The 23,984-nt window shown below is 52.1% G+C and carries 20 protein-coding genes; 7 read left to right on the top strand and 13 right to left on the bottom strand.

The window, feature by feature from the left end; all coding sequences use genetic code 11:
* Window positions 1-80 precede the first annotated feature (80 nt).
* The 4 genes from LKE08_RS21815 to LKE08_RS21800 all read left to right on the top strand — a co-directional run bounded on the left by LKE08_RS21815 (window position 81) and on the right by LKE08_RS21800 (window position 3,826).
* Entirely contained in the window at window positions 81-1,463 is a 1,383-nt protein-coding gene (locus LKE08_RS21815) for a DUF3536 domain-containing protein (RefSeq protein ID WP_324706372.1), read from the top strand.
* A gap of 19 nt (window positions 1,464-1,482) precedes the next feature.
* Complete coding sequence (locus LKE08_RS21810; RefSeq protein ID WP_324706371.1) at window positions 1,483-2,961, top strand: bifunctional orotidine-5'-phosphate decarboxylase/orotate phosphoribosyltransferase; 1,479 nt, start codon at window positions 1,483-1,485, stop codon at window positions 2,959-2,961.
* A 122-nt stretch (window positions 2,962-3,083) separates the two neighbouring features.
* Window positions 3,084-3,494, top strand: coding sequence for a XisH family protein (locus LKE08_RS21805; RefSeq protein WP_324706370.1), 411 nt, complete (start codon window positions 3,084-3,086; stop codon window positions 3,492-3,494).
* Window positions 3,485-3,826, top strand: coding sequence for a XisI protein (locus LKE08_RS21800; protein WP_324706369.1), 342 nt, complete (start codon window positions 3,485-3,487; stop codon window positions 3,824-3,826). The genes LKE08_RS21805 and LKE08_RS21800 overlap by 10 nt, the downstream gene beginning before the upstream one ends.
* Before the next feature lie 177 nt (window positions 3,827-4,003).
* Here the strand turns inward: LKE08_RS21800 and LKE08_RS21795 are convergent, their stop codons facing one another.
* From LKE08_RS21795 to LKE08_RS21770, 6 genes are all read right to left on the bottom strand, one after another.
* The gene (locus tag LKE08_RS21795) at window positions 4,004-6,406 is read right to left on the bottom strand and encodes a pPIWI_RE module domain-containing protein (protein ID WP_324706368.1); all 2,403 of its coding nucleotides are present in this window, start codon (window positions 6,404-6,406) and stop codon (window positions 4,004-4,006) included.
* Window positions 6,407-6,409: 3 nt separating this feature from the next.
* Entirely contained in the window at window positions 6,410-9,058 is a 2,649-nt protein-coding gene (locus LKE08_RS21790; protein ID WP_324706367.1) for a hypothetical protein, read from the bottom strand.
* Window positions 9,055-9,597 carry a hypothetical protein gene (locus LKE08_RS21785; protein ID WP_324706366.1) on the bottom strand — a complete coding sequence of 181 codons (543 nt, stop codon included), beginning with the start codon at window positions 9,595-9,597 and terminating at the stop codon, window positions 9,055-9,057. The genes LKE08_RS21790 and LKE08_RS21785 overlap by 4 nt, the downstream gene beginning before the upstream one ends.
* Complete coding sequence (locus tag LKE08_RS21780; RefSeq protein ID WP_324706365.1) at window positions 9,584-10,654, bottom strand: hypothetical protein; 1,071 nt, start codon at window positions 10,652-10,654, stop codon at window positions 9,584-9,586. The genes LKE08_RS21785 and LKE08_RS21780 overlap by 14 nt, the downstream gene beginning before the upstream one ends.
* Window positions 10,655-10,986: 332 nt before the next feature.
* Window positions 10,987-12,204 (bottom strand): family 10 glycosylhydrolase, encoded by a 1,218-nt coding sequence (locus LKE08_RS21775; RefSeq protein WP_324706364.1) that lies wholly within the window; start codon window positions 12,202-12,204, stop codon window positions 10,987-10,989.
* Complete coding sequence (locus LKE08_RS21770; protein WP_324706363.1) at window positions 12,188-13,183, bottom strand: alpha/beta hydrolase; 996 nt, start codon at window positions 13,181-13,183, stop codon at window positions 12,188-12,190. The genes LKE08_RS21775 and LKE08_RS21770 overlap by 17 nt, the downstream gene beginning before the upstream one ends.
* 237 nt (window positions 13,184-13,420) lie before the next feature.
* On the opposite strand from LKE08_RS21770, the gene LKE08_RS21765 reads away from it, so the two are divergent.
* Both LKE08_RS21765 and LKE08_RS21760 read left to right on the top strand, forming a co-directional pair.
* Window positions 13,421-14,956 (top strand): calcium-binding protein, encoded by a 1,536-nt coding sequence (locus tag LKE08_RS21765; protein ID WP_324706362.1) that lies wholly within the window; start codon window positions 13,421-13,423, stop codon window positions 14,954-14,956.
* A gap of 323 nt (window positions 14,957-15,279) precedes the next feature.
* Window positions 15,280-16,365 carry a patatin-like phospholipase family protein gene (locus tag LKE08_RS21760; RefSeq protein ID WP_324706361.1) on the top strand — a complete coding sequence of 362 codons (1,086 nt, stop codon included), beginning with the start codon at window positions 15,280-15,282 and terminating at the stop codon, window positions 16,363-16,365.
* Between the two features lie 156 nt (window positions 16,366-16,521).
* Here LKE08_RS21760 and nuoK read toward each other — a convergent pair whose 3' ends face one another.
* The 7 genes from nuoK to LKE08_RS21725 all read right to left on the bottom strand — a co-directional run bounded on the left by nuoK (window position 16,522) and on the right by LKE08_RS21725 (window position 22,483).
* Window positions 16,522-16,827 (bottom strand): NADH-quinone oxidoreductase subunit NuoK, encoded by a 306-nt coding sequence (nuoK, locus tag LKE08_RS21755; protein WP_324706374.1) that lies wholly within the window; start codon window positions 16,825-16,827, stop codon window positions 16,522-16,524.
* Window positions 16,828-16,908: 81 nt separating this feature from the next.
* Window positions 16,909-17,526 (bottom strand): NADH-quinone oxidoreductase subunit J, encoded by a 618-nt coding sequence (locus LKE08_RS21750; RefSeq protein WP_324706360.1) that lies wholly within the window; start codon window positions 17,524-17,526, stop codon window positions 16,909-16,911.
* An 84-nt stretch (window positions 17,527-17,610) separates the two neighbouring features.
* A complete protein-coding gene (ndhI, locus tag LKE08_RS21745; protein ID WP_324706359.1) occupies window positions 17,611-18,231 on the bottom strand; it encodes an NAD(P)H-quinone oxidoreductase subunit I in 621 nt (206 codons plus the stop codon).
* 159 nt (window positions 18,232-18,390) lie between these two features.
* On the bottom strand, window positions 18,391-19,509 hold the full coding sequence (gene nuoH / locus LKE08_RS21740) for an NADH-quinone oxidoreductase subunit NuoH (protein WP_324706358.1): 1,119 nt from the start codon (window positions 19,507-19,509) through the stop codon (window positions 18,391-18,393).
* A gap of 593 nt (window positions 19,510-20,102) precedes the next feature.
* Window positions 20,103-21,275: a citrate synthase gene (locus LKE08_RS21735; RefSeq protein ID WP_324706357.1), complete on the bottom strand. Its 1,173-nt coding sequence runs from the start codon at window positions 21,273-21,275 to the stop codon at window positions 20,103-20,105.
* Window positions 21,276-21,393: 118 nt separating this feature from the next.
* Window positions 21,394-21,891, bottom strand: coding sequence for a phosphohistidine phosphatase SixA (gene sixA / locus LKE08_RS21730; RefSeq protein WP_324706356.1), 498 nt, complete (start codon window positions 21,889-21,891; stop codon window positions 21,394-21,396).
* 94 nt (window positions 21,892-21,985) lie between these two features.
* Complete coding sequence (locus tag LKE08_RS21725) at window positions 21,986-22,483, bottom strand: HNH endonuclease (protein ID WP_324706355.1); 498 nt, start codon at window positions 22,481-22,483, stop codon at window positions 21,986-21,988.
* Window positions 22,484-22,718: 235 nt separating this feature from the next.
* Here LKE08_RS21725 and alr point away from each other — a divergent pair, with 235 nt between their 5' ends.
* Window positions 22,719-23,885, top strand: a complete 1,167-nt coding sequence (gene alr / locus LKE08_RS21720) for an alanine racemase (RefSeq protein WP_324706373.1) — start codon at window positions 22,719-22,721, stop codon at window positions 23,883-23,885.
* Window positions 23,886-23,984: the final 99 nt, after the last annotated feature.

Here is a 23,984-nt window from a genome sequence, read left to right as displayed (position 1 = left end):
ATTGACTATGCCTTTAAGAGTTCAGTTTTGGACGGCTTAAGAATCCCCGCGTCTTTAGACCGGGGAGAAGTCAAATCCAAGTGATCCGCGATCGCTCCGATGTCAGCCTGGACGCATTTTTCGCCACCTACCAAAGCCGGGAACTCACCCCCGGCGATCGCACCGACGCCCTGCGGCTGTTGGAGATGCAGCGACATTCCCTATTGATGTTCACCAGTTGCGGCTGGTTCTTCGAGGAAATTTCCCGGCCCGAAGGCACCCAGATCCTGCGCTACGCGGGGCGGGCGATCGAACTGGCTGCAGATGTGACCGGAGTCGAACTAGAAGCGGAATTTCTGGAAAAACTCGCCCTGGCCCCCAGCAACGTGGAATGTTTCGGAACCGGAGATGAAGTGTACCGTCAACTGGTGATCGGCGATCGCGTCAGCCCCGAACAGGTCGCCGCCCACTACGCCATCAGCTCCCTATTTACCACCCACGAACGGGAACAGCAACTTTACTCCTACACCACCCGCCAATCCGACTATCAAATCCAGCGGTTGGGATCGCTGACCCTCGCCGTGGGGCAAGTGCTGCTGGTGTCCGACATCACCCGGGCTGAACATCACTACACCTTCGCCGTGTTGCACCTGGGGGGGTGGGACTTCCACTGCTGCATCCAACCCTTCACCGGGCGCCGGTCCTACGTCGATCTCAAACAGAATTTATTTGATGCCCTCCAGGATGCCAGCGCGGCATCGGTGATTTTGGCGATGGTGGCGGAATTTGGCAACCCGTCCTTCAGCCTGGACCATCTGTTTGCCGAGGATCGGCAGCGGATCATGGCCCTGCTGTGCCAGGAAACCCTGACCCGTCTGGATCAGCTTTACACCCAGGTTTACCGGGACAATTACGGGGTGATGACGGCCTTCCACCGGGACGAACTGCCCGTCCCCCAGGAGTTGCGGGTGGCGGCGGAGATCGCCTTGGGAAATCGCTGTCTGCGGGCGTTGCAGGGGTTGGAAGCCGAAAGCGGGGACGGTCGTTTGAACGCAAATTATCTGACGGAACTCGAAGCGATCGCCGCCGAGGCCAAACAGCAGCGGATCGCGATCGCCAATCCGGACATTCGGACGATTTTAGAACGATCCATCGTGCGATCGCTGGCCAGCATCCTGAAACACGGCGATCCCGCCACCGTCGAAACCCACATCGGGCACCTGGAACGCCTGATCCAGATCGGATATCAACTCGATCTCAATCCCAACCTCGAGAAAGCCCAGGAATTGTATTTCCAATATCTCGAAACCCAGATCGTCCCCCTGTGCGTCGGCTGGCTGCAACACCGCGATCGCGCGATCGCGTCGGAAACGGACGATAATAAAGAAACGGCCCAGTGGGAACTTCCCACCCTGCGGAAACTGTTACAACTGGGTCAGACCTTGACCATCGACGTTCACGCTTGGTTGAGTCAACTCACCTAGCTTTTCTCCCCCTCCTCCGATGAATTTCTCTGACAAGCTACTCGGCGCCATCGATCGCAATCAAAGCCTGCTGTACGTCCCCCTAGACCCCGATCCGGAGGGATATCCGCCCAAATTCGACAGTCCGGAAGGGCTGTGGCTGGTCGATGACAGCGGACTGGTGGAGGAGTGGAACGGGTGGCTGCGGGCGATCGTCCATCAGACGGCGGATCTGGTCTGTGCCTACAAACTGACGCTCAACGCCTATCTCGGACTCGGGATGTCGGGGTGGAAACTCTTGCAGCGGGTCCTCACACACATCCCCTCCAACATCCCGGTCATCCTGGACGCCAAACACGCCGACCTCAACACCGGGACCCTATTTTCCCGGCTGATTTTCAAAGATTGGGGGGTGGATGCCTGCACCGTCTCCCCCTACACCGGCCAGGATCTGGTCGCCCCCTTTTTGCTGCATCCGGGGAAAGCCGTCTTCGTCCTCTGTGCCACGGCCAACCCCTCCGCCACCCTCCTGCAAGAATATCCCCGACCGGAAAACCCCCTCTATCTGGAATTGGTGAGGGCGACCCGGACTTGGGGGACTCCCGAACAGGTGGGGTTGGAAGTGGGGGTGATGGCCGATATGTTGGCCCGCATCCGGCGGGAGGCGCCCGAACGCCTGATCCTGGTCCAGGGGGATATCGCCGAAGAAAACGACCTCACCGAAGAGGGCGACTTGACCCAAATTTTGGCGGCGGGGTTGAGTCCGGACGGCGGCGGGTTGCTGCTTCCCCTCCCCCCCCGCCTGTTGGAACGGGAAACCGTCACCGAAGCCGTGCGGGGACTGCGGGACGCGATCAATGACGAACGCCTGCGGGTGATGCAGGGGAGCCCGAGTTGCGACCTGTGGCTTCCCGACGTTTGTTTTTTGGAGCACCAACCCCACCGGGATTTAATATTGCAATTGTATGATATCGGCTGCATCATGTTCGGGGATTACGTCCAGGCGTCGGGGGAGGTTTTTCCCTACTATATCGACCTGCGGCGGATCATTTCCATGCCCCAAATTTTCCATCAAATTGTGGGCGCCTACGCCGAAATTTTGCAGACCCTCAATTTCGATCGCATCGCCGGTATCCCCTACGGTTCTTTGCCGACGGCGACGGGGTTATCGCTGCGGTTGGGACGGCCGATGATCTTCCCCCGCAAAGAGGTGAAAAGTTACGGTGCGGGGCGGGCGATCGAAGGTCACTTTCAAGACGGGGAAGTGGTGGTCGTTGTCGATGACATTTTGATTTCCGGAAATAGCGTCATAAAGGGAGCTGGAATCTTGCGTGAGGCGGGGTTGAAGGTGGAGGATATCGTCGTATTTCTCGACCACGGCCGCGACGTGATGAAGCGGTTGGAAAATGACGGATATCGGGGTCATGCGGTGTTGTCTTTAGATGAAATTTCAGAAACCTTATATCAGGCGAATCGAATCACGTCCCACCAGTTCGATTTGTTGCAGGAACAGGGTTGAACAATTAACAATTAACAATTAAAAATTGATAATTTTTTCCCGCGACCCGATTTGGGTGACAGGGAAAAGAAACCGCCTTTTCATCAGAGTCGAACAGTTTGTCCCTCAACGGGAAAGTAAAGATGGCAAGAGATCGATTTCATAATGTTGTTAGAACTGCTTTAGAAAAGGAAAATTGGATCATCACTGCCGATCCTTATGAAATTAAGATTGATGATGTGGATTTCGAGATCGATTTGGCAGCAGAACAAGTATTGGCAGCACAAAGAGACGGCCAAAAGATTGCTGTCGAAGTGAAAAGTTTCATCAGCTCGTCCAATGTTTCAGATTTTCATACGGCATTGGGTCAGTTCCTCAATTACCGAGATGCACTGGCCAGTATCGAACCCGATCGCCAACTTTACCTAGCCGTGCGAGAATCAATTTATAAAAGCTTCTTCCAACGACGTTTCATCCTGGCGGCGGTCGATCGCTACCAAGTCCGATTGGTGATTTATAATGTATACCAGGAGGTGATCGTTCAATGGCTGTAGAGCAATATCGCCAATATATTCAACAATTGCTTTCGGAACGCGCCGATCGCGCTTCTAGACAGAGAACGGAATCGGAATACGAGGTGCAGACCGTTTTTGACATACAACGGGATCACTATCAACTGTTGTACGTCGGCTGGCGGGGACTCAAACGGGATTTTGGCTGTGTTCTGCACGTCGATATCAAAGGTGGAAAAATCTGGATTCAGCACGACGGCACCGAAGAGGGTCTGGCCAACCGATTGGTGGAAATGGGAGTCCCCAGGGAAGATATCGTTTTGGCATTTCACGAACCCGAAATTCGCCAGTATACGGAGTTCGGTACGGGATAGGCGATCGTCATTAGGGTGTAGGGTGTAGGGTGTAGGGTGTAGGGAAAATCGATTCCCTATTGCCGATCCCCTTTCTACGGGTTCTCTATTCCCGTCCGCAGATTACACTTTAAAGTGGTTACATCGGTTTGATTATAGGGAAATCCCTGAGAAGCGATCAATTCCTCCCTCATCTATTTAAAAGAAAGTCCTAGGGATATGTAGTACAAGAGGGAGTTGCAGAAAATTATCGTACTGGGGAGCAATCTTCTGTAGGTATTGAAGGTAAGCCAGCCAGTTCAGCGGTTCATCATCAGGTTTCAAGAGTGGATTCACCTCAACTAATGCAATTTTTTTTGCTATAGTGTTGGTTTTAGGCTGAATCAATTTTCCAGATTTGTTTTCGTATAGCCGCAACATTGACTCTTGAGAGTTGGTTTGATCGGTGGCAGCTTTGGGGCGTATCAACAGGTATGAGTTGTCAGCTAATTTTGCGATCGCCCTGCCTCTTTTCGGCTGGTTTTTATCATTATTCCAAAGAGTTGCTTGGGGCATTTCTCCTCCATCTCGGCAGCGAATTATTCGACAATTTTTGGGCAGCTCAAATGGTTCAATTTCATCATTATTGTCGAGCAAATAAATGGTTTCTTTTGTCCCAAAGTAGGGATCTCGTAGTCCCTTTATAGCCTGTCTCATATTGTTTGCATAGGGTAGGAGCAATGTCGAGTTTGGTAAATTCATAAGCTCCTTGAAGAAAGTGGAGACAAGCCTTTGTAGGATCGGCCCCTGACAACCTTTAAAGTTAGTTTCGGCTTGGATGTCAGGGATAAATTCACGCAAGGGTTGCCAAGTGCTGGTTGCTGTGCGACCTGTTAAAATTCCCTGTGAGTCGAGCTTAGTCGCAACTGGCAAGTAATTTCCGTTTGATAACTTGTGCAGATAAGTTCCGATTGTTTGCAAATCAGAAGGAAGTCCATAAGCTTTGAGGGCTTTAGGGATTAGCCCATCGTGATAACCCAGGCGACATTTCATCGCGAGCAAGGTTGCCTTACACTTGTGAGGAAGTTCTTTAACTTCCTTTTCATCATTTTCATTGACTGGAACAGTTAAACTTTTGGTGAGAAGATTGCGACCTGGTAAGTGTTCCTTGATTGGATCGTAAGGATCTTCTTGAGGTCGTTTTTTGAAGTAATTTTCAGGATAAATCGGAAGAATGAGTGCTTTTGTCTCCCTGTAAGGTTCGGGGAGTGCCTTAACCCGTTCAGTAATTATCTCTTCACGATCTTGTTTGCGTTGCTTCCAGTCACCTTCAAGCGTGACTGGAATTGGGTTGCACATTCCCACCAACCCCGGATCGGTTTCCTTGATGAGGTTAAGTTGAAGCTTTTTGGCTTCATGCTCGAGTGCTTGGCCCACTCCCTGAAAATCTACATAATATATTGAATCAGGGCAGGATGATGGCAGACGTTTGGAAAACTTAGAACGACCTTCGTTAATAATGTCAGGCTCAAACCGTTCAAAACCGGGTTGCAAGATTGGTGCGATTATCTCAAACAAGTAAACTAGATCGTTGGGCGTAACTCCTGCTGTGACATCCTGAAATTTCTCGCGTCCCTCCCGATTGATGACAAAAAAACGTAGCTTTAGGTTGGGATCAGACCAACCGAGTGGATTAAGAAGAAGTTCATCTGCACTCGGCACAGAATCATAGTCAAACTTACTGAGTAGTTCAGCCAAGTTGTTAGCCCAATATCGATCCTCTGTAATTTTGGCGGTACAAGCTCCATTAGGAGTATAAATCATAACGCTAAACTCCTCGGGTAGTTTAGTCCGAGTGTAAGGCTGGGCAAGATAGCGTCGTACACCAAAGTCGAGGGGTAAGTAGAGTTGGGGCTGACCCGGAATCTGAAGCGATCGCGGGTGAATCATAAATGAATAAGGGTTCTTCTTTTTTGAGTACAAAACATCAGTAATACAAAATTGAGGCTTTTGAAAGAGGGAACTCGCAACCTCCAAAGCTGGCAAGAACTTAATTGATTGAAATTCAGAAATAAACTCGGAAAAACCGATGGTATTTTGCGTGATTCGCGCAACGGCGATACTTGGAATTATTCCAAACAGTGACCGGTCACGGGGTTGAGCAGTACCATTATCAGACCGCTTCCAATCTTCCGGTGAAAGCTGACATTCATCCCATTCAAATAAAGCCCGATCAATTGCCGCCAATGATGCTTTTATATCTTGCTCAACAGGTTTCTTTTTTCCTCGTTTCTTGCCGGCGATTTTGAAAGTTTCCCTCACCCAATGCTTGAGCAAGGTCTTAACTCGTTTTTCCGGAATGGAGTTAAGACTAAAAAGGAAAGGCTTATCAGTCGGTAAGGAACCCTCAACATAAACAATTTGAGGAACCGAAGCATTAATCAGGGCTTTCAATTGATATCCTGGCAAACTGATTGGGTGATCGCCTCGTTTTGGTCGATCTCGAGAGTAGTCAGCAAGCAATACCTGCTTGAGGTCAGTCGGTAGGGTCAAGCAGAAATAACGATCATGTAGTTGATTGGGATTGAGCTGCAATGCGGCAATTTTGAGTGAAATTGTCATAACTTAGAAACCCTTAATGTTGAGAAGTGCTTGAATGCCCTGAGACCAAAGAATTACGGCTTTGGGATCTTTTTGTAATTGTTTGGCTCGGGCGATCGCATCCTTAAGATAGGCAGAATAAGCAGCATCACACAGTCGTACTGTTGCATCAACCTGCCCTCTCGTGATGCGGGGCCACAATTGCCCAATATCCTCAGTCCACCACCGATTTAAGAGAATATTATTCATAAAACTCTTGGGAGATTTAGGAAGGTAGCGTATCTGGCGTTTGAAAGCTTGGTCGATGAGCCGATCCGCAATCCGGGCATAGTATCGGCATTGTTCGAGCAAACTAAACGGTTGTGGTGGTTCCTTTTCCGCCAGGAGTTTTGCCCGACGATCCAAGATTTCAGGTAATCTTTGATCTGTCTCAAATAGAGAGACCAAAAATAACTCAATTGAGATTTGTAGATCGGTTGGGTTAGCATGGGGTCTGACCAACGAATAGAGGACACAAAATGCAGCCTCGCGACTACCCGGCGGAACGATGTTAATATCACGGCTCACGCCCTGAGAATAGGCAATCAGTACATCAACGCCAGGGATAGTGGCAAAGCGTTCGGCGTGACGACGGCGAAGGCAAGCGGCTTTTTTACGAGGATCAAAGCCGTCTAAGTTATCATTGTCTCCAACGAGAACCTTGCAGCGATCGCCCTGCCCCAGAAACTCGAGAGCTTCCCACACCGCCCAACATTGAGCCTTTGAGTTAGTTGTCAGAAGTGCCCGCCGTCGGGCTTCAGGATATTGTTGTAAGTCTTGCTCAATGATCGAGGAAGATCCCCCCTCAAAAAGCCGCTTAGTGATTTCAGAGATAGCTACAAGTTTGTCTTCAGATTCACGTCCGCTGATAAAGATAGGCTTGCCGTCAGACTTACAGAATGGATGGTAGTGCAAACTAATTTTCCCATGTTGTAAGCCCTGCCTTTGCAGTAAATAGCCATCAGTTCGCAAGTGATAAATTGAGCGCCCGTCAGGAAGCCAACCCGTTGCGGTAGCCAGGACAAAGTGACAACCGGCATAATCATCAAGTTCATATAACTGGCTGAGGTTGGCAATCAAGTCGGGTCCGCTAAATAGCAATGAGAAGTAAAGGAGGTTGAGATCGTCATGATTGATACCACGATCTAAAACCAGACCCGCAGCTCGCCCCGTGATTAAACGAGGAAAAATATTTTCTAGATAGTTCGGGCCACTACTGAGCGCAGGCTGGGGAGTATCTGTCTTAATCGCGATCGCCATCTCACTGGCAGTTAATCGGCGATCGGCATCATGAAGCAAAACCAGCAGCGCATTAACTGCCAGAATAATCAGAAAGTAATCAATGAAAAGTCTTTGTTCAGTTTCCCCTAACCTTTGAAATGATGTGTACTGGGATAATGCTTGAGTGAGTCTTGTGGCAACTGGATTGTCCGGATCTCCATCAAACTCCTCTTCGTAGAACATCTGAGTTGTTGCAATTGAAAACGGGTCGTTGGAAGTAGATTTAACCCCCTTTTTCAGTAAAGGGAAAAGCTCCTCTTTGATTTTTTGATAATCCTCGTCACTCCAACCCGATTGGATTTCTCGGATGAATTCGTGAGTTTTCTTGATCCAATTAAGCTGTAAAAATGTCGAGTTAAAAAATGACATTTTCTCGAGGCTGGTACAAGCATCAGGTCGTCGCGATAAATAACCAATCAACCAATCAAAAATAGTGCCGACTTGGTTGAGATCATTATTCAAACCGGCTACTGGCAATCGCTTCAGGTTTTGCGATCGCTTCCTCCGAATCACCTCCTGGTAACTGCCGACCTCCTCGATCCACTCCCTTAAGTCCTTGTCGGGGGAGAGTTGGTTTTGAATCCTTTGTTGAGCAGAATCAGCCTCGTCAATAAAACAGATATTAAAAGTTTTGGTGACGTACTCAAGCACAGACATAGGCCGATCGGTGAGCTGAATGTTGGATAGCAAAGCCCCCTCTGGAGTCGTCATCAAAACCGAGGCTTGCTCCAAATTTTGCATCTGACGTAGCCGTGAACACTGGTCAATAAACGGGCAGTGACAATTAGGCTCGCCCCGCTCTGAGCGATACTTTAGATCGAGACATGGGGGATTTTCGCGATCTACGTGTTCGCTGAGTCCGGCTAAAGCGCACGAGTAATCAAGCACATCATGTCCAATATGCTCAAGTTCAAATGATTCTTGAGTTTCGAGGAATGCCTCACGGTATCGGTTGCGATTACTGCGCCCAACAATTACAGCAATATCTCGTTTGCCATTGAGTAAGTAAGGCCAAAGCTTTTGTGCTGTATTTAAGGCCGTCGTGACGGTGGGAGAAATGATCGCAATTCTATAAGGTAGCGTATTGGCAAAATACAGAGTTGCAATTTGAATCAGGATGGATTTACCCGTGCCTGCAGGACCATGTAAGGCAATTACCCGCTCGAAAGTGAACGTTTCAGTCTCGCTCATTTCAGGAAAGTGCGAGAGTTTTAGGTTTCGCAGTTCCTCAAGGTAATAACTGGGTAGATTTTGTCGGCTAACTAATTTATTAGTAAATTCTATTAACTGACCAAACGTGACACTTATGGCAGGATTTGCAGTACGTTGCCGGGGAATTTGAATCAAAGTCATAACGGAAATCCTTCAATTTCAATACGTTCGAGCTGCCCGTCATTATGCTTACAACTCCTCAGCAGATATGTGCCGTTACCCCGAGGCTTAACACGAATTTCCTTTAAAGGAATAGGTCTGCTCATGAAATTTTCGTAACTGTTAAAGCGCCCAGGCAAGATTGCCTGAAGGTTGGGCTCAATTTGGCATTTTCCGAGTGGCAGATGTGCAAAACCGTCTTTTCTCTTAAAGCCTCGAACTGTCTGAGGTAACTCGAAATAAGAACTTAACACATTGCGACGAGAATACTCCCAAACCAGAAAAGAACCGCCGATCACCTGCAAACTTCGATGTAATTGAGTTGGCTGAGTACCGTCTATTTTATGAATATTCCCAGATACAACAAAACGAAGTAAGTCAAGTGGCTCGTTGGCATAAAGTTTATAAAATGCCCAAAGGCAAGCTTCCAGCTTTGCTATGGATCGAGGAGACTCAACGTTTTCCTCTTCGGAAAGAGCTTTGACAACTGGATCTAGTCCCGACAAGTCACGACCTGGCATTACGCACCCTCCTAGCTTTCTTCTTTACACTGTCGATCGCCCCACTAAAAAACAAAAAATTGCGGTCGGGCAAAGCATCCCTTACTTGCTGTAGATAGACTTTGCCAACTCGGTCGGGTACGACATAAACGAAGCGATCGCAATTCTCAGGCTTTCGCTCTTGGCTCACTTTACGAATTAGTGAGCGAGGATAGAGGTAATCCTTGCAGTCAAAAATCCAGCGATCGCCGTTCGCAAAATTAACAGCAACGTCTCCGTCACAGTCAAGATTTGGCCACAAATCACAATCGGGAACAATCTTTTTAAAAGCCTCGAATAGATGCACGTCGATCGCGCTACGAAAGTAAAAAGCTGAAGCAATACGCCCCCGTAAAACTTTTTCCCCGAACTCATAGTTTCTAATCTCGATCGACTGCATTGCAAGACAATCACGACATTGAGGATGAGGTTTAGAATTAATTGAGGGCGCTCCACACTGTTGACAAGCGAAATCACTTGGAGCCGTATCGGCTGTGTAATATGCGTTATCTATCAATCCCCTCAACTCCTTGGGCTTTTCGCTCAAGAAATCAATCATTTCATCCTCAGTTTTGCTAACTGATGAAACCAGATAACGCCGCAGCTCAACATATAAACTATGCGGATCTTCATGAGCCTGACAATAAGAATGCAGTTCATTAAAAAACTGATTTTCTTCTATTTCTTCAGGACTGTTCCGTAGTTCTACATACTCCTCTGCAAGTTCGCCGACCCAAGCATTTGCCTGAATGCTCGCATCCGGTATCTTGCCAAGCCGTACTAATCGATCGTCAGGTTCTAGTAAATCAACCTGTAAGTAACTGGGCCACTCGCAGTAAGGCTTATTAATCACTTCCTGCACGAGTTCAGACCAGTTACCCGGCGGACGAACACCCTGCTTGAAAGCAGCAACCGCAAAATGATCCAAAGTATGGTCAATTTCCTTTAGCGGTAATCCCGACGATGCTCGCCCGTTCGGGGATAGAGCGATCGCCCTCAACAGGTAAGCAAAACCCACTTCAGCATGATTGACTGCCACCAAAAACTCCTTGCTTCATGTTCTCAATAAAGCACGAACTGGCATGGGAGCATGGCTTCAGAAGCCATCTCTGTAATCAGCCAGTTTTCAACGTGAAGTTACTGCTTGGCGAGAATTATAGCATGATTTGACTCGCACGACTTACGCAGTCGGAAGAAGAGGAGACTATTTTGCGTTCGGCTTCCAGGGGTGGGAGGGTTCGGGGATTTCCGGACAGGGAGTCGGTTTCTCGTTGTCAGACATGGTTCTGTCAGGTGGGCGATCGCGATTAGGGTGTAGGGTGTAGGGTGTAGGGAAAATCGATACACCCCAACAAATTCCCGCGATAATTTTTATTCCCAATCTGCGACATCTGCGTAATCTGCGGATTCATTCGATCGCGACATCGGCTCAGAAAAGATTGTCTGCAACCAATCTTCCCGTTCTGCCGGCGAATCTTCCGCCCAATTCCAGAGGCTTTCATAGAAGAAAAACGAGACACCAGCGAAATTGCGATCGCGGACAATTTTCACTTTTTGATCCAACGTTTCCGTCGCCGTCGGACGATTTTTTAAACCGCTCAAAATCCCCACGACGACCGGAATATGTCCGTTTGCCAATTTCACCTCTTCCCGCTCCAATTCCGTAATAAATCGGTCGATATCCGGCCGATACACCTGCAAAACCAACTCCTCAATATAACCCCGCCGTTCCCAAGTAAACCAATCTTGCAGATAAGCGGGAAGGGCAAAATGCAAGGGATTCGGAGACAGAGAAACGATACAATCGGATTGAATCGCTTTGACGGCATAAAATACCCGCTCCATAAATTCATTCAATCTATCCGCACGCCAGCGAACCCAGTAGGTATCCAGGGGATTGTCCGGGGGAGATTGTCCGCCGTGTTGTTGTTGAAACAATTGCACGGTAAAAGAATCGTAACCGAACTCCGAGGGCAACCCGAAATGGTCGTCAAACTGAATGCCGTCGATATCGTAATTTTTGACAATTTCAGTAATTAGATTTATAATCAAATCTTGAACTTCGGGACGAAAGGGATTCAACCACCCCCATTCTGGATTTCCTTTCGGTTGAGTCAAACTGCCCTCTCGGGTTGTGGTCAACCAATCGGGATGACGTTTTGCCAGGGGAGAATCGACGGGAACCATCAACCCAAATTCAAACCAGGGGATAACCGTCAACTGGCGTTGATGTCCCTCCTCGACCACTTCTCGCAGCATATCCCGCCCTTGCAGTCCCGGCGTCGGGTCGAGTTCGACCCCGAACACTTCCCCGGCTACGGCACTCGGATAAAGCGTATAACCGCCTTGCCAAACGGTGGGATAAATCCGGTTGAAATTGAGATTTTGAAGCCGTTCCAAAGCCCCCGTCAATTCACGATTTGAAAATAAAATATCACTGTCAACATTGGTCAGCCAAACGCCACGAATCTCTGTCGTCGCTCGGGCTTGAATTGGGGCAATTAACTGGTTTTTAAAAAATACCAGTGCAACAAAAAAAGCAATAATAAATAAAACTATTTTCTTATTTTTTTTATCTATTTTTATCATTTTCAATTATTTCGAGTACGGTTCGTATCGCTGCAATCATCACGTCCGGGCGATCAACCCAGACAAAATGGCTGCTATTTTCTGCAAACATCAATTGACTACGATCGCTCAATTCTAACAGCTTTTGTTGCATCTGACTCCAGGTGCGATCGACAATTTTGCGGGGCAGTAAATCCATCAATGGACTACTTTGTAAAAACGTGCTGGCTTCGATGACCAGCAACGGCAGGGAACCCAAGGATTGAGTCGGCTGCATTTGCCGGGAACTGATTTTCAGGTTTCGCATTTCCGAAAACATCGCCCCCCAATGTTTGGATTGATAATAGGAAAATTTGATGCGATTTAATTCTTCCTGCGGAAATCGTCGCAATTCCGGCTTCAGAAATTCAAACACTTGCAGGATTCCCATCAAACGCACCCACCCCAAGGCGGCGAAAACTTCGACAATTTTAAAAATAACGGTCAACAATATCCACAAAAATTCGATTTTCCAGGGATAGTTTAAAACGAGATCTTCGTGCAAACAGTGGGTCAGCACCATTCCCGCCACATTGTCGGGAAAATTTTGGGCATAGAGGCGAACGGTATAGCCACCGAAAGAGTCCCCGACCAAAACATAAGGGGGTTCGATATTTGCCCGTTCCAAAACCTGCGCGAATTCGGAGACAACTTGTTGGCTGGTGCGGGGTTTGTCGCTGGCATCGCTCCAGCCGTATCCGGCGCGATCGCAAATCACGACGCGATTCGTCTTCGACAGTGCCGTAAAAACGTGATAATTTGCCCAGCCAAAACTTCCCACACTGTGGTCAAATACAATAGTGGGAGAACCCGTCCCTGCACTGTAATAATGAAGGCGATAACCGTCGATTTCGACGAAATTTCCGGGGGGGGGATATCGTCGGCGATCGCAGGGCATACAAACTCGATGATAAACGGCGACGATCGCCAAAATGAAAAGCTGAAAAGCAGTCCCAACCATCGGCATTGCAAGAATCCCCAAGTCTCATCAAATTCTATCTCGATCGCGCCCCCAAATTGGAAATCGGCGCGATCGTCCGACGGAGTACCGTGAAAATGGATTTCCCACCTTTTCAAAAGCCGACGGCGAGGAACAAGTCGCCCTCCCTTGCCAGTCGTCACGGCAGATTCCCGAGATAATGCTGATATCATTATCGAGATTGACGATAGTATCAGCGTTGAGTGTGAGGCAAGTGAGATGAGTGCTTTCCAGTTCGGCACAATGGCGGAAAACGGCAGTATCCCGTTGTTGGACTTGGGCGCCCTCGTCCCGACCGCCTCACTGTCGCCTTTGGAGCGGCGATCGCGGGATGATGATACCATCACCGGAGGCGACGATACCGTTACCGGAGGCGACGATACCGTTACCGGAGGCGACGATACCGTTACCGGAGGCGACGATACCGTTACCGGAGGCGATGATACCCTTCCCGGTACAGATCCGGACGGCGAGGAAAGCACGCCACCCACCCCAGAACCCGCCCCACCGGTTCCGGCACCGACTCCGCCGACACCCGAACCGACTCCGCCACCCGTTCCTGAACCGACACCCCCCCCACCCACTCCCATTCCGACGCCTCCGCCGACACCCACACCGACACCGACACCCACACCCACACCGACACCGACACCCACACCGACACCGACGCCAACTCCCACACCGACACCGACGCCGACACCGACACCCACACCGGTCCCCACGCCTCCAGATTCGGTCATCGAAGGAGATGAAGGGAACAACGAGCTTCCGGGAAGTGCCGGGAAAGATATCATTTTAGGTCGGGGCGGAAACGATACCCTGCTGGGTTTCACCTCGAATGATTCCCTGGCGGGGGAACCGGGAAATGATATTTTATATGGCGGTCGCAACGACGACTCGATGACGGGGGGAGAAGGAAACGACCTGCTGCAGGGGAACCGGAACGACGATCGCCTCGAAGGGGGAGACGGCAGCGATACCCTCTTCGGCGGCCTCAACGAGGACACCTTGCTGGGGGAAATTGGCAACGATATCCTCTACGGCGACAAGGGAGATGACAGCCTAGACGGTGGCGAACGTCTCGATACCCTCTACGGAGGCGAGGACAACGACACCCTCTTCGGCGGTATCGGCAGCGATCTCCTATTCGGCAATCAAAACGACGACAGCCTCAACGGCGGCGGGGATGATGATAGCCTCTACGGTGGCTTGCAAAACGACACCCTTTTGGGGGAAGCGGGTTCGGACTTTCTGCGGGGCGATCGCGGCGACGACAGCCTCCACGGGGGAACCGGCGACGATTCCATGTACGGCGGCCAAGAAAACGACACCCTGATCGGCGGTGTGGGGATGGATTATGTCAGTGGCGATCGTGGTAATGACTGGATTATTGGGGTCGATCCCAACGCCGAAATTCCCGGACTCATCGAACTCGATACCCTCTACGGGGGAGACGGCGACGATACCTTCGTCCTGGGCGACGAAAGCGGCCCCTATTACGACAACCAAAACGACGAAGTGACGGGTGTAGCAGACTACGCCCTGATCGTCGATTTCAATACTGCCCAGGACGTAATTCTACTGAGTAATGACGATTATCTCTTCTCCAGCGACATCCCCGAAGGACTGCCCCAGGGGACGGCGATTTTCCGGCGGACGACGGGGGCCAACGAACTGATCGCCATTTTGGAGGGTATCGTGGATTTCAACCTCGACAGTGCCGACACGGAAGGCGGACCGATCCGATTTATTTAATTTCCCCCCCCCGGCGATTGTTGTGGGGAAAATAAAATTTCCCCACTCCGCCTCGTTCAAAACCGTCCGAAATTGGTAGAATTACTGTGAACGTGCGATTCGTTCTGTCAGAAAGATAAGCCAGCAATGGTGAATCGTATGACAGGTGGGGGCTGCAAGGCTCCCATAACTGGAGTTCTGTTCCTGGAAGGCAGGACATCTGGACTTCACTGGTAACTCTTGCTAGGAGCCGGATGAGGTGAAAGTCTCAAGTCCGGTTTTGAATGGGAGGGGATGGAGGTGACTCCATTCTCGACCCCTAACTTTTACAAAGTCAATCCAACGTGGAAGGAAAACCGAGACTCGCGATCGCCTGCCAAGGGGGCGGCAGTCAAACCGCCTTCACCGCCGGCGTTCTGAAAAAATTTCTCGAAGCCGGCGTCCATAAAAACTATCAGATTGTCGGATTGAGCGGAACTTCCGGCGGCGCGATTTGCGCCCTGTTAACCTGGTACGGCTTGTTAAAAGCAGCCAAGGGTTCCACCGACCCCGTCTCCAAAGCCCTAGTTGACTTCTGGAAAGATAACACCGCCACCCATCCTTGGGAACAACTGCTCAACGATTCCCTGATGTACACCCGCCGAATGGTAGAGCAGGGTCGAATCCCCTACTATGAAGCCAATCCCTACGATTGGCAGTGGGAATGGGTGCAAAATCTCTTCAGAACTCAGTCCCCCCGACAGGAATATCTGGACTTAAAAAAACTGCTAGAAAAGCACGTCAAATTCTCCGAACTGGAAAATCTGGTGGAGTCGTCAAGTCCGAAGTTACTAGTCGGCGCCGTGAATGTCCTCTCCGGCGGCTTCAAGGTTTTCGACTCCCAACGGGAGCAGATGAGTGTCGAGATGATCCTCGCTTCCGCCGCCGTTCCGACGCTGTTCAAAGCGGTAGAAATCAACGGCGAATTTTATTGGGATGGTTTGTACGCAGAAAATCCACCCATGACCAAATTGTTGCAAACCCTCCCCGAAGAGCTCTGGGTCATTCAAATCAACCCCAAAGAGGCGAAAACCGTGCCGACTGCGCCGGAAGATATCGTCGATCGCCGCAACGAATTAGAGGGCAACATCATGCTCGCCGTGGAATTGCGCGTCCTCCAATTTATCAATCAATTGGTCGAATTAGGAGCCTTAAAAGAAGAATTTTTAGAACGCTATCCCTTACATTATATCAAACTGCGAATGATCCGCATGAGCGAACCCCTCGCCGAAAGTCTAGACTACGCCTCCAAACTCGATCGCTCCCCCGCTCACATCAATAACCTGATCGCCGAAGGCGAACAGGAGGCCACAGCATTTCTGAACAATCCCAACGATCAACAATACGGCCCCCCGCCGTGGTGGGAAAGCGAACAAGTCTTTTTCAAGTAACAATTAATAATTAACAATTAATAATTAAAAAATTCCGGTTTACCCCCCAACCGGAGCCGATATTATAATCTGCGAAAATCTGCGAAATCTGCGGACTTAAAAACACCCAATTTCTGATGAAATCGGGCGTTTAAAAAATATCAAATTTTGGAAAAATCACCACTTCAACAGGTTAAATTCTTCCATATCCACCGTGTCGCGGTTCCGGTAAATCGTCAAAACGATCGCCAGACCCACCGCCGCCTCAGCCGCCGCCACAGCGATCACAAACACCGTAAACACCTGACCTTTGATATTCCCAGAATCCAAATAATTAGAAAACCCCATCAAATTGAGGTTGACCGCATTCAATAGCAATTCGATGGACATCAAAACCCGCACGGCATTGCGGCTGGTAATCAATCCGTAAATGCCGATGCAAAACAGGGCGGCCGCGACGACCAAAAAATACTGAAGTTGCAATTCCATAAACCGTTTTTTTGATTCACCTTATCAATGGAAACTGTCGGGGCGCAACACCTGCGCCCGATCGCATCTCAAAAACTACTCCGAAGTCTCCTTCCGGCCCGAAACCGAAAGCAACTCCCGGGGCCGCTCTCGGAGCGTCCAGACCGGCGTCTCGTCCGAATCGGTGGGGGACAAATCGGGGATAAAATCCCGGCGGGCCAGGACGATCGCCCCCACCATCGCCATCAACAAAAACACCGACACCAGCTCGAAAGGTAGCAAAAAGTCGGTGAAGAAATGCTCCCCGATGGCGATGGCGGAACTTTCAATCGCGGTCGTCTCAGCCGTCACGGCCCAGGGCGTGGACAGCACCATCACCGACAGCAGGCCGAACAAACCCACGCAGACCACGGCCGTCGCCACCTGCCGTATCCACGCCTTCGGCAGGGTCCGGAAATTCTGCTGCTTGTTCACCAACATGATCCCGAACAGGATCAAAACGTTAACGGACCCGACGTAAATCAAAACCTGAGCCGCCGCCACGAAGTCCGCATTCAGGAGCAGATACAGTCCGGCCATGCTCATAAATACGCCCCCGAGCAGAAACGCGGAGTAGACGATATTCTGGAGCAGGACCACGCCCAACGCGGCGCCAATCATCATAACGGCTAACAGGCCAAAGGAAACGACCTGAACCCCTTCTGCTAAATTCACAGTCTTTTTATTCCTACAATCATCAAAAACTCGACAGTTGCCGGCGGGGACTCCCGAATTCGGATGCGAGTCCCCGCCGACGGGCTAGGCGTTTTCCGCCTCTTTTTCGGCCTCCCCTTTCTGCCGCTCCAGGAGCTCCAGAATTTCCTCCGGACGCAAACCGGCTCGGCGAGAGGTGTGGGGGACTTCGTGGCCGTCGGTCACGCCCTTGGGCAGGTAAGCCAATTCTCGGATGGGAGTCACCATCGGATCGTCTGTCACCTTGTAGGGCAACCGTCCCAGCGCCACATTATCATAGTTCAACTCGTGGCGATCGTAGGCTGCGAGTTCGTACTCTTCCGTCATGGACAGGCAGTTGGTGGGACAGTATTCCACGCAGTTGCCGCAGAAGATGCACACCCCGAAATCAATGCTGTAGTGCTTGAGTTTCTTCTTCTTCGTCTGGCGGTTGAACTCCCAATCCACGACGGGCAAGTTGATCGGACAAACCCGCACACAGACTTCGCAGGAGATGCACTTGTCAAACTCAAAGTGAATCCGGCCTCTGAACCGCTCCGAGGGAATCAACTTTTCGTAGGGGTACTGAACCGTGATGGGGCGACGTCTCATGTGGTCGAAGGTTACGGATAACCCTTGGCCGATGTACTTGGCCGCCTGAATGGTTTCCTTGGCGTAGTCGCCAACTTGGTTGAGGAATTTGAGCATGGTGTTTTCTGAAGTCTCTTCAGGGTTTGGGTCGGGCCGGGTCAATTGTCGCGATCAGCTATCAGCCGTCAGCTTGGATAGGCAATGCGATCGCCTCTGACCCCTATTATGATCCTCAAAACCCGAACCGGACGCCGGGTCGGGTTTCGAGGATACCGCTCATCCCCCAAATGCCACGGGGAATGCCAGTTTCAACGCCGCCGTCAGCAGCAGGTTCACCAGGGCCACGGGCAGCAAAAATTTCCAACCCAGGTTCAGCAGTTGGTCGATGCGAACCCGGGGCACCGTCCACCGCAGCAGGACGGCGGTGAAGACCAGCAGGTAAGCTTTCAGGATGGTCATGGTGATGCCGAGGCTGGCCGTGACCACCTGTAGCCAGGGGGTGGTTTCGCTGATGCCCAACAGGCCGGCGATGGTTTCCACCGGAATCGGGAAATCCCAGCCGCCCAGGTACAACACCGCCACCAGCAGAGCCGAGAGCACCAGGTTGACGTAGGATGCCAGGTAGTACAGGGCGAATTTCATCCCCGCATATTCCGTCTGGTAGCCGGCGACCAACTCTTCTTCCGCCTCCGGCAAGTCGAAGGGCAGTCGTTCGCACTCAGCCAGGGCCGCGATCCAGAAAATCAGAAAGCCGACGGGCTGGCGCCAGATGTTCCACCCGAGGATGCCGTAGCCGGACTGCTGTTCGACGATATCGATGGTGCTGAGGCTGTTCGACATCATCACCACGGCCACCACCGCCAGGGCGAGGGGAATTTCGTAGCTGATGGACTGGGCGGCGGCCCGGAGTCCCCCGAGGAGGGAGTATTTGTTGTTGGAGGAGTAGCCCGACATCAGCAGGCCGATGGGCTGGATGCTCGACAGGGCGACCCACAGGAAGATTGCCGTTCCCAAGTCCGCGATCGCCAAATTTTGTCCGAAGGGTACGATCAGATAGGACAAAAAGACGGGAATTGCAACGACGATCGGGCCGAGGGTGAACAGCAGGGGATCGGCTTTGAAGGGAACGATGTCTTCCTTGAGCAACAGTTTCAAACCGTCCGCCAGGGGCGCCAGGGTCCCCATCGGGCCGATGTATTCCGGGCCGATCCGCTGCTGGGCCGCGGCGGAGATTTTCCGCTCCAACCACACCGTCCCCAGCACGCCGACGGTGGCCGCGACGAGCATCAATCCCATCGGAAACGGCATCCACATGGTTTTGGCGACGCCGGATGGAATGCCGAAATCCGAGAGGACCTGAATGAAACTTCCTTGTATATCTATTCCTGGGTTCATATATTTGCATTCAAAACGGCTGCAATTTCCCGGGACGGCATCGCGCCGTCCGTTCGAGGGGGATTCCTGAGTTCATTCTCGGTGCCGGCAATTGAGTCCCGTCCGGGGGCCACCGCCGGAGAATTTCCCCAGGTCGAGGGGGCGTGTCGTCCACAATAATATTCGCTATATGGCAACGAGCGATCGCGTGTTGACAGTTGGGTGAGGAGCACTACCTCGACCCCCTTGGTAAGGGGGAGGCGGGGGTGGAATTTCCAATCCCTACACCCTACACCCTACACCCTACACCCGCGCGCAGCGCTATAGTTTTGACACTTCCCACTCCAAAAAGAGACGGGTCTTCTCAGATCCCGCGCACTTCTCGTAAAGATTTTTAAAACTTTACATCTGATTAGTGTAGCGTTCGAGGGACTCGAAACTCAACTCGAACCCAAAATTTTGCCGACGAAAGAATTCGCGATCGCCAATACCAGTGATAAGCGGAGGAAGCGGAGGGGGGAGAGGAAGCGGAGTCCCCCTATTCCCCATTCCCTATTCCCTATTCCCTATTCCCGCCCCCCTAATACCGACTCTCGACTCCCAACTCCCCAAACTTACGCCACCGGCCCCCCGAGGTCGATCGCGCAATTCCGCTCATGGATGGGGATGTACGTTTCGCTGTGGGTGCCGGTGTAAATTTGCGTGGGCCGGTAAATCCGGTTTTTGACGAGCTGCTCCTTCCAGTGGGCCAGCCATCCGGCGACCCGGGCGATCGCAAAAATGGGCGTGAACAGGTCTGAGGGAATTCCCAACTTGCGGTACACCAAACCGGAGTAGAAGTCCACGTTGGCATAGATGCCCTTGGCGCCCAATTTTTCGTCCACGGCCTTTTCCAGTTCCACCGCGATCTCGTAGTATTTATCCCGGCCGAACTGGTCGAACAGTTGTTCGGCTAACTCCTGGAGGATGGTGGCTCGGGGATCTTTCACCTTGTAGACCCGGTGGCCGAAGCCCATGATTTTGGATTTTTTCTCCAGCAACCCGTCCAGGTAGGGCCGGACATTTTCCACCGAGCCGATCTCTTCGAGCATCGTCAGCACTTCCTCATTCGCCCCGCCGTGCAGGGGGCCAGCCAGGGTTCCCACGGCAGAGGCGACGACGGCGTAGGGATCCGTCAGGGTGGAGGCCGTCACCATTGCCGAGAAGGTGGAAGCGTTGATGGTGTGTTCGGCGTGGAGGGTGAGGCAGACGTCGAAAACGTGGGCTGCCAGGGGGTCGGGTTCCCGTTCACTGAGCATATACAGGAAGTTGGCCGAGTAGTCCAGGTCGTCCCGGGGCTGAACCGGATCGTTTCCCTTCCGCATCAGTTTGAAGGCGGCGACCATCGTGGGAATTTTGGCCAGCAGCCGCACCACGGCTTCCCGGATGTACTGGGGGTTGTCCAGGGCGCGGCGGGAGTAGAACAGGCCCAGGGCCGCCGCCGAGGTTTGCAGGGCGTCCATCGGGTGTCCGGTTTCGGGGAAGCATTTCATCATGTCCCGAATCCGGTATTTGATCCGCCGGTGGAAGCGGATGTCGTGCTCGAAATCGGCGAGTTCGTCCTTGGTCGGCAGTTTGCCCCAGATTAACAAATAGGCGGTTTCCAGAAAGGTGCTCTGCTTGGCAAGCTGCTCGATATTGATGCCCCGATATTCCAGAAGTCCCTTGTGTCCGTCAACGAAGCTGATACTGGACAGCGTGGCGGGAACGCCCTCCAAACCGGGCTTGTACTCACTGACGATAGTCATAACAGCTTTTCTATATGTGTAGAACGTACAAAGGTTACATTATCAGATGCATCTGGGCGATCGCGATTTTAACAACAATTAATTAATGAAGTTGCGATCTCGGAACCTGCAAACGGATTCAGCCCAGCAGAAATTTTGGGGGCGTCAACCAGAAGAGTTGGGCATTTCCCAGCGGCGGTCCGGTGTCGGGCAGGGCGAGGCCAATGACGCCCGCTTTCTTGACCACTAAAACGTCCCGGGCTTCCCCCCAAATTAAGGATTCCGCCCAGTCGCCCAAATCGGGTTGGTGGCCGACCAAAGCCAGGTCGCCCCCGGCGCTTTTGTCAAGATTTCCGTACCAATCGATCCACTCCCGGAGGTCGCCGTCGGGCGCCAAAGCGGGGAAGATTTCCCAGCGGGAACTCAACCCGCCAGACTGCAAGATTTCGGCGGTCTGGCGAGCGCGGACTAGGGGACTCGAAAGAATGCGATCGAACCTCAGTTTCAGGGTTTTGAGTCGGGCGGCGACCTGGCGGGTTTTGCGATCGCCCTCGGCCGTCAGGGGGCGATCGTCATCGTTGGCGTAGGTGCCGCGATCGGCGGCGATTCCATGACGAATTAGGTACAGGTTGGGCATCGGATGAATCCGGTTTCCGGTGAACCGGCGATCGACGTTTCACCAGCTTACCATCCCTGCCGACAAGAAACCCCCGGGCGATCGCACGGGGGTTTCACAGGCCGATGACGTATTTTTGCCACTCTTGATTCATGCCACTTTTGAGGTGCTTTGTCACTTCAAAGTAAAGGCTGCTGTAAGGTTTTCGCGGCGTCGTCCTCAAGGTCATTCCGGCTTCTTTCGGAGTCCGGCTCCCTTTTTTGACGTTGCAGCGCACGCAGGCCGTGACCAGGTTTTCCCAAGTCTCACCCCCCTTGCGCGATCGCGGGATGACGTGATCCAGGGTGAGTTCGTCCCCGGTGTAGCCACAATATTGACAGGAGTGACAGTCCCGGTGCAATATATTCCTTCGGGTTAAAGGGATCTCTTTGTAGGGGACTCGAACGTAGTGGCGCAGTCGGATCACCGTCGGCAGCGGAAAATCCGGCAGGATGTATTTTCCGTTATGCTCGACCTGCTCCGCCTTCTCCTTGAGTAACAAGATCACCGCCCTCCGCCAAGTGGTGATGTTGAGCGGTTCGTAGGAGGCGTTCAACACCAGAACATTGCCCATATTCAAATTGCTGCAAGGTAATGTTTGACCGAATATTATCACAGCTTAACTCGTTACTGGCCTTTGGAGCAAAGGGCAGGGGGGGAAGTCGCGCGATCGCTCCCCTTCCGGAGGCAGACCCGGAGTCCGAAGGAAAACGCTGTAGAGTATTCTGATAGCATCCCGGCGAGGCTGGGAGCATCAGTTTAGATCTAAGCGTGAGGAGTGAGCAATGATTAGCGGGAAACCCATCGAGATGGGCAGATCGGCGGAATATCTCGAAGCCCGGATCGGGATCGGACATGAACATCGGGCTTGGGTGGAAGTGGATCGGGGCGCGATCGCCCACAACGTCAGGCAGATCCGCAGCCTGCTGTCCCCCCGCACCCGACTGATGGCGGTGGTGAAGGCGGATGCCTACGGTCACGGTGCCGTTTCCGTAGCCCAGATCGTCTCCGAGGCGGGTGTTTCGGGGTTCGCGGTGGCGACGATTCCGGAGGGCATCCAACTGCGGGAAGCCGGAATTGAGAAGCCGATTTTGGTGCTCGGCGCGGCCCACACCGCCGACGAAGTGGAAGCGATCGCCCATTGGCAACTGCAGCCGACCCTGTGCACCCCCCAGCAGGCGCTATTATTTTCGGAGACGCTGCAAACCTCGGGGCGATCGCTTTGGGTCCACCTCAACATCGACACGGGGATGTCCCGCCTGGGCACGTCCTGGAAAAAGGCCCTGGACTTCGTGCAACTGGTGCGCGGGTTGCCCCATTTGGAAATTTCCGGGATTTACTCCCACTTCGCCACGGCGGACAGTCCGGACCGCACGATCATGGATCGGCAGCACCGCCGCTTCCGGGGGGCGATCCGACAAATTGCCGACATTTTAGATCGCGATCGCCGCCCCTGCCTGCACCTGGCCAACTCCGCCGCCACCCTCGCCGACCCGGATCTGCATTACGATATGGTGCGGGTGGGATTGTCGATTTACGGGTTGTATCCGGCCCCTCATTTGCGATCGGCCGCGGATCTGAAACCGGCGATGAGCGTCCGGGCCCGAGTCACTCAAATCAAAACCATCGAGGCGGGCACGGGGGTCAGTTACGGACATCAATTTGTCGCCCCCGAACGGACTCGCATCGCCGTCGTCGGCATCGGCTACGCGGACGGCGTACCCCGCAATTTGTCGAACCGCATGAAGGTGTTGATTCGCGGTCAATTCGTCTCCCAAATTGGGGCGGTGACGATGGATCAGTTGATGTTGGATGTCAGCGATATCCCCGATTTGCAGGTGGGGGAAGTGGTGACGCTGTTGGGAGGAGAGGGCGATCGCGCCATTTCCGCCGATGATTGGGCCGATCAGTTGGGGTCGATTTCCTGGGAAATTCTCTGCGGCTTCAAGCATCGCCTGCCCCGAATTTTGACTTAATTGAGTGACTCGCCCCCTAAACATGGTTCGGGATGGATGCTTGGGAGTAGAAACCGGGTTTCTAGGCAACCATCTGGTGGGGAAAGAGAAACTCTCATA

Source organism: Lyngbya sp. CCY1209 (assembly GCF_035615495.1).
Taxonomy (GTDB): Bacteria; Cyanobacteriota; Cyanobacteriia; order Cyanobacteriales; family Microcoleaceae; genus Limnospira.
Note: the sequence above shows the minus strand (reverse complement) of the source record. Positions and strands in the feature narration are given on the sequence as shown.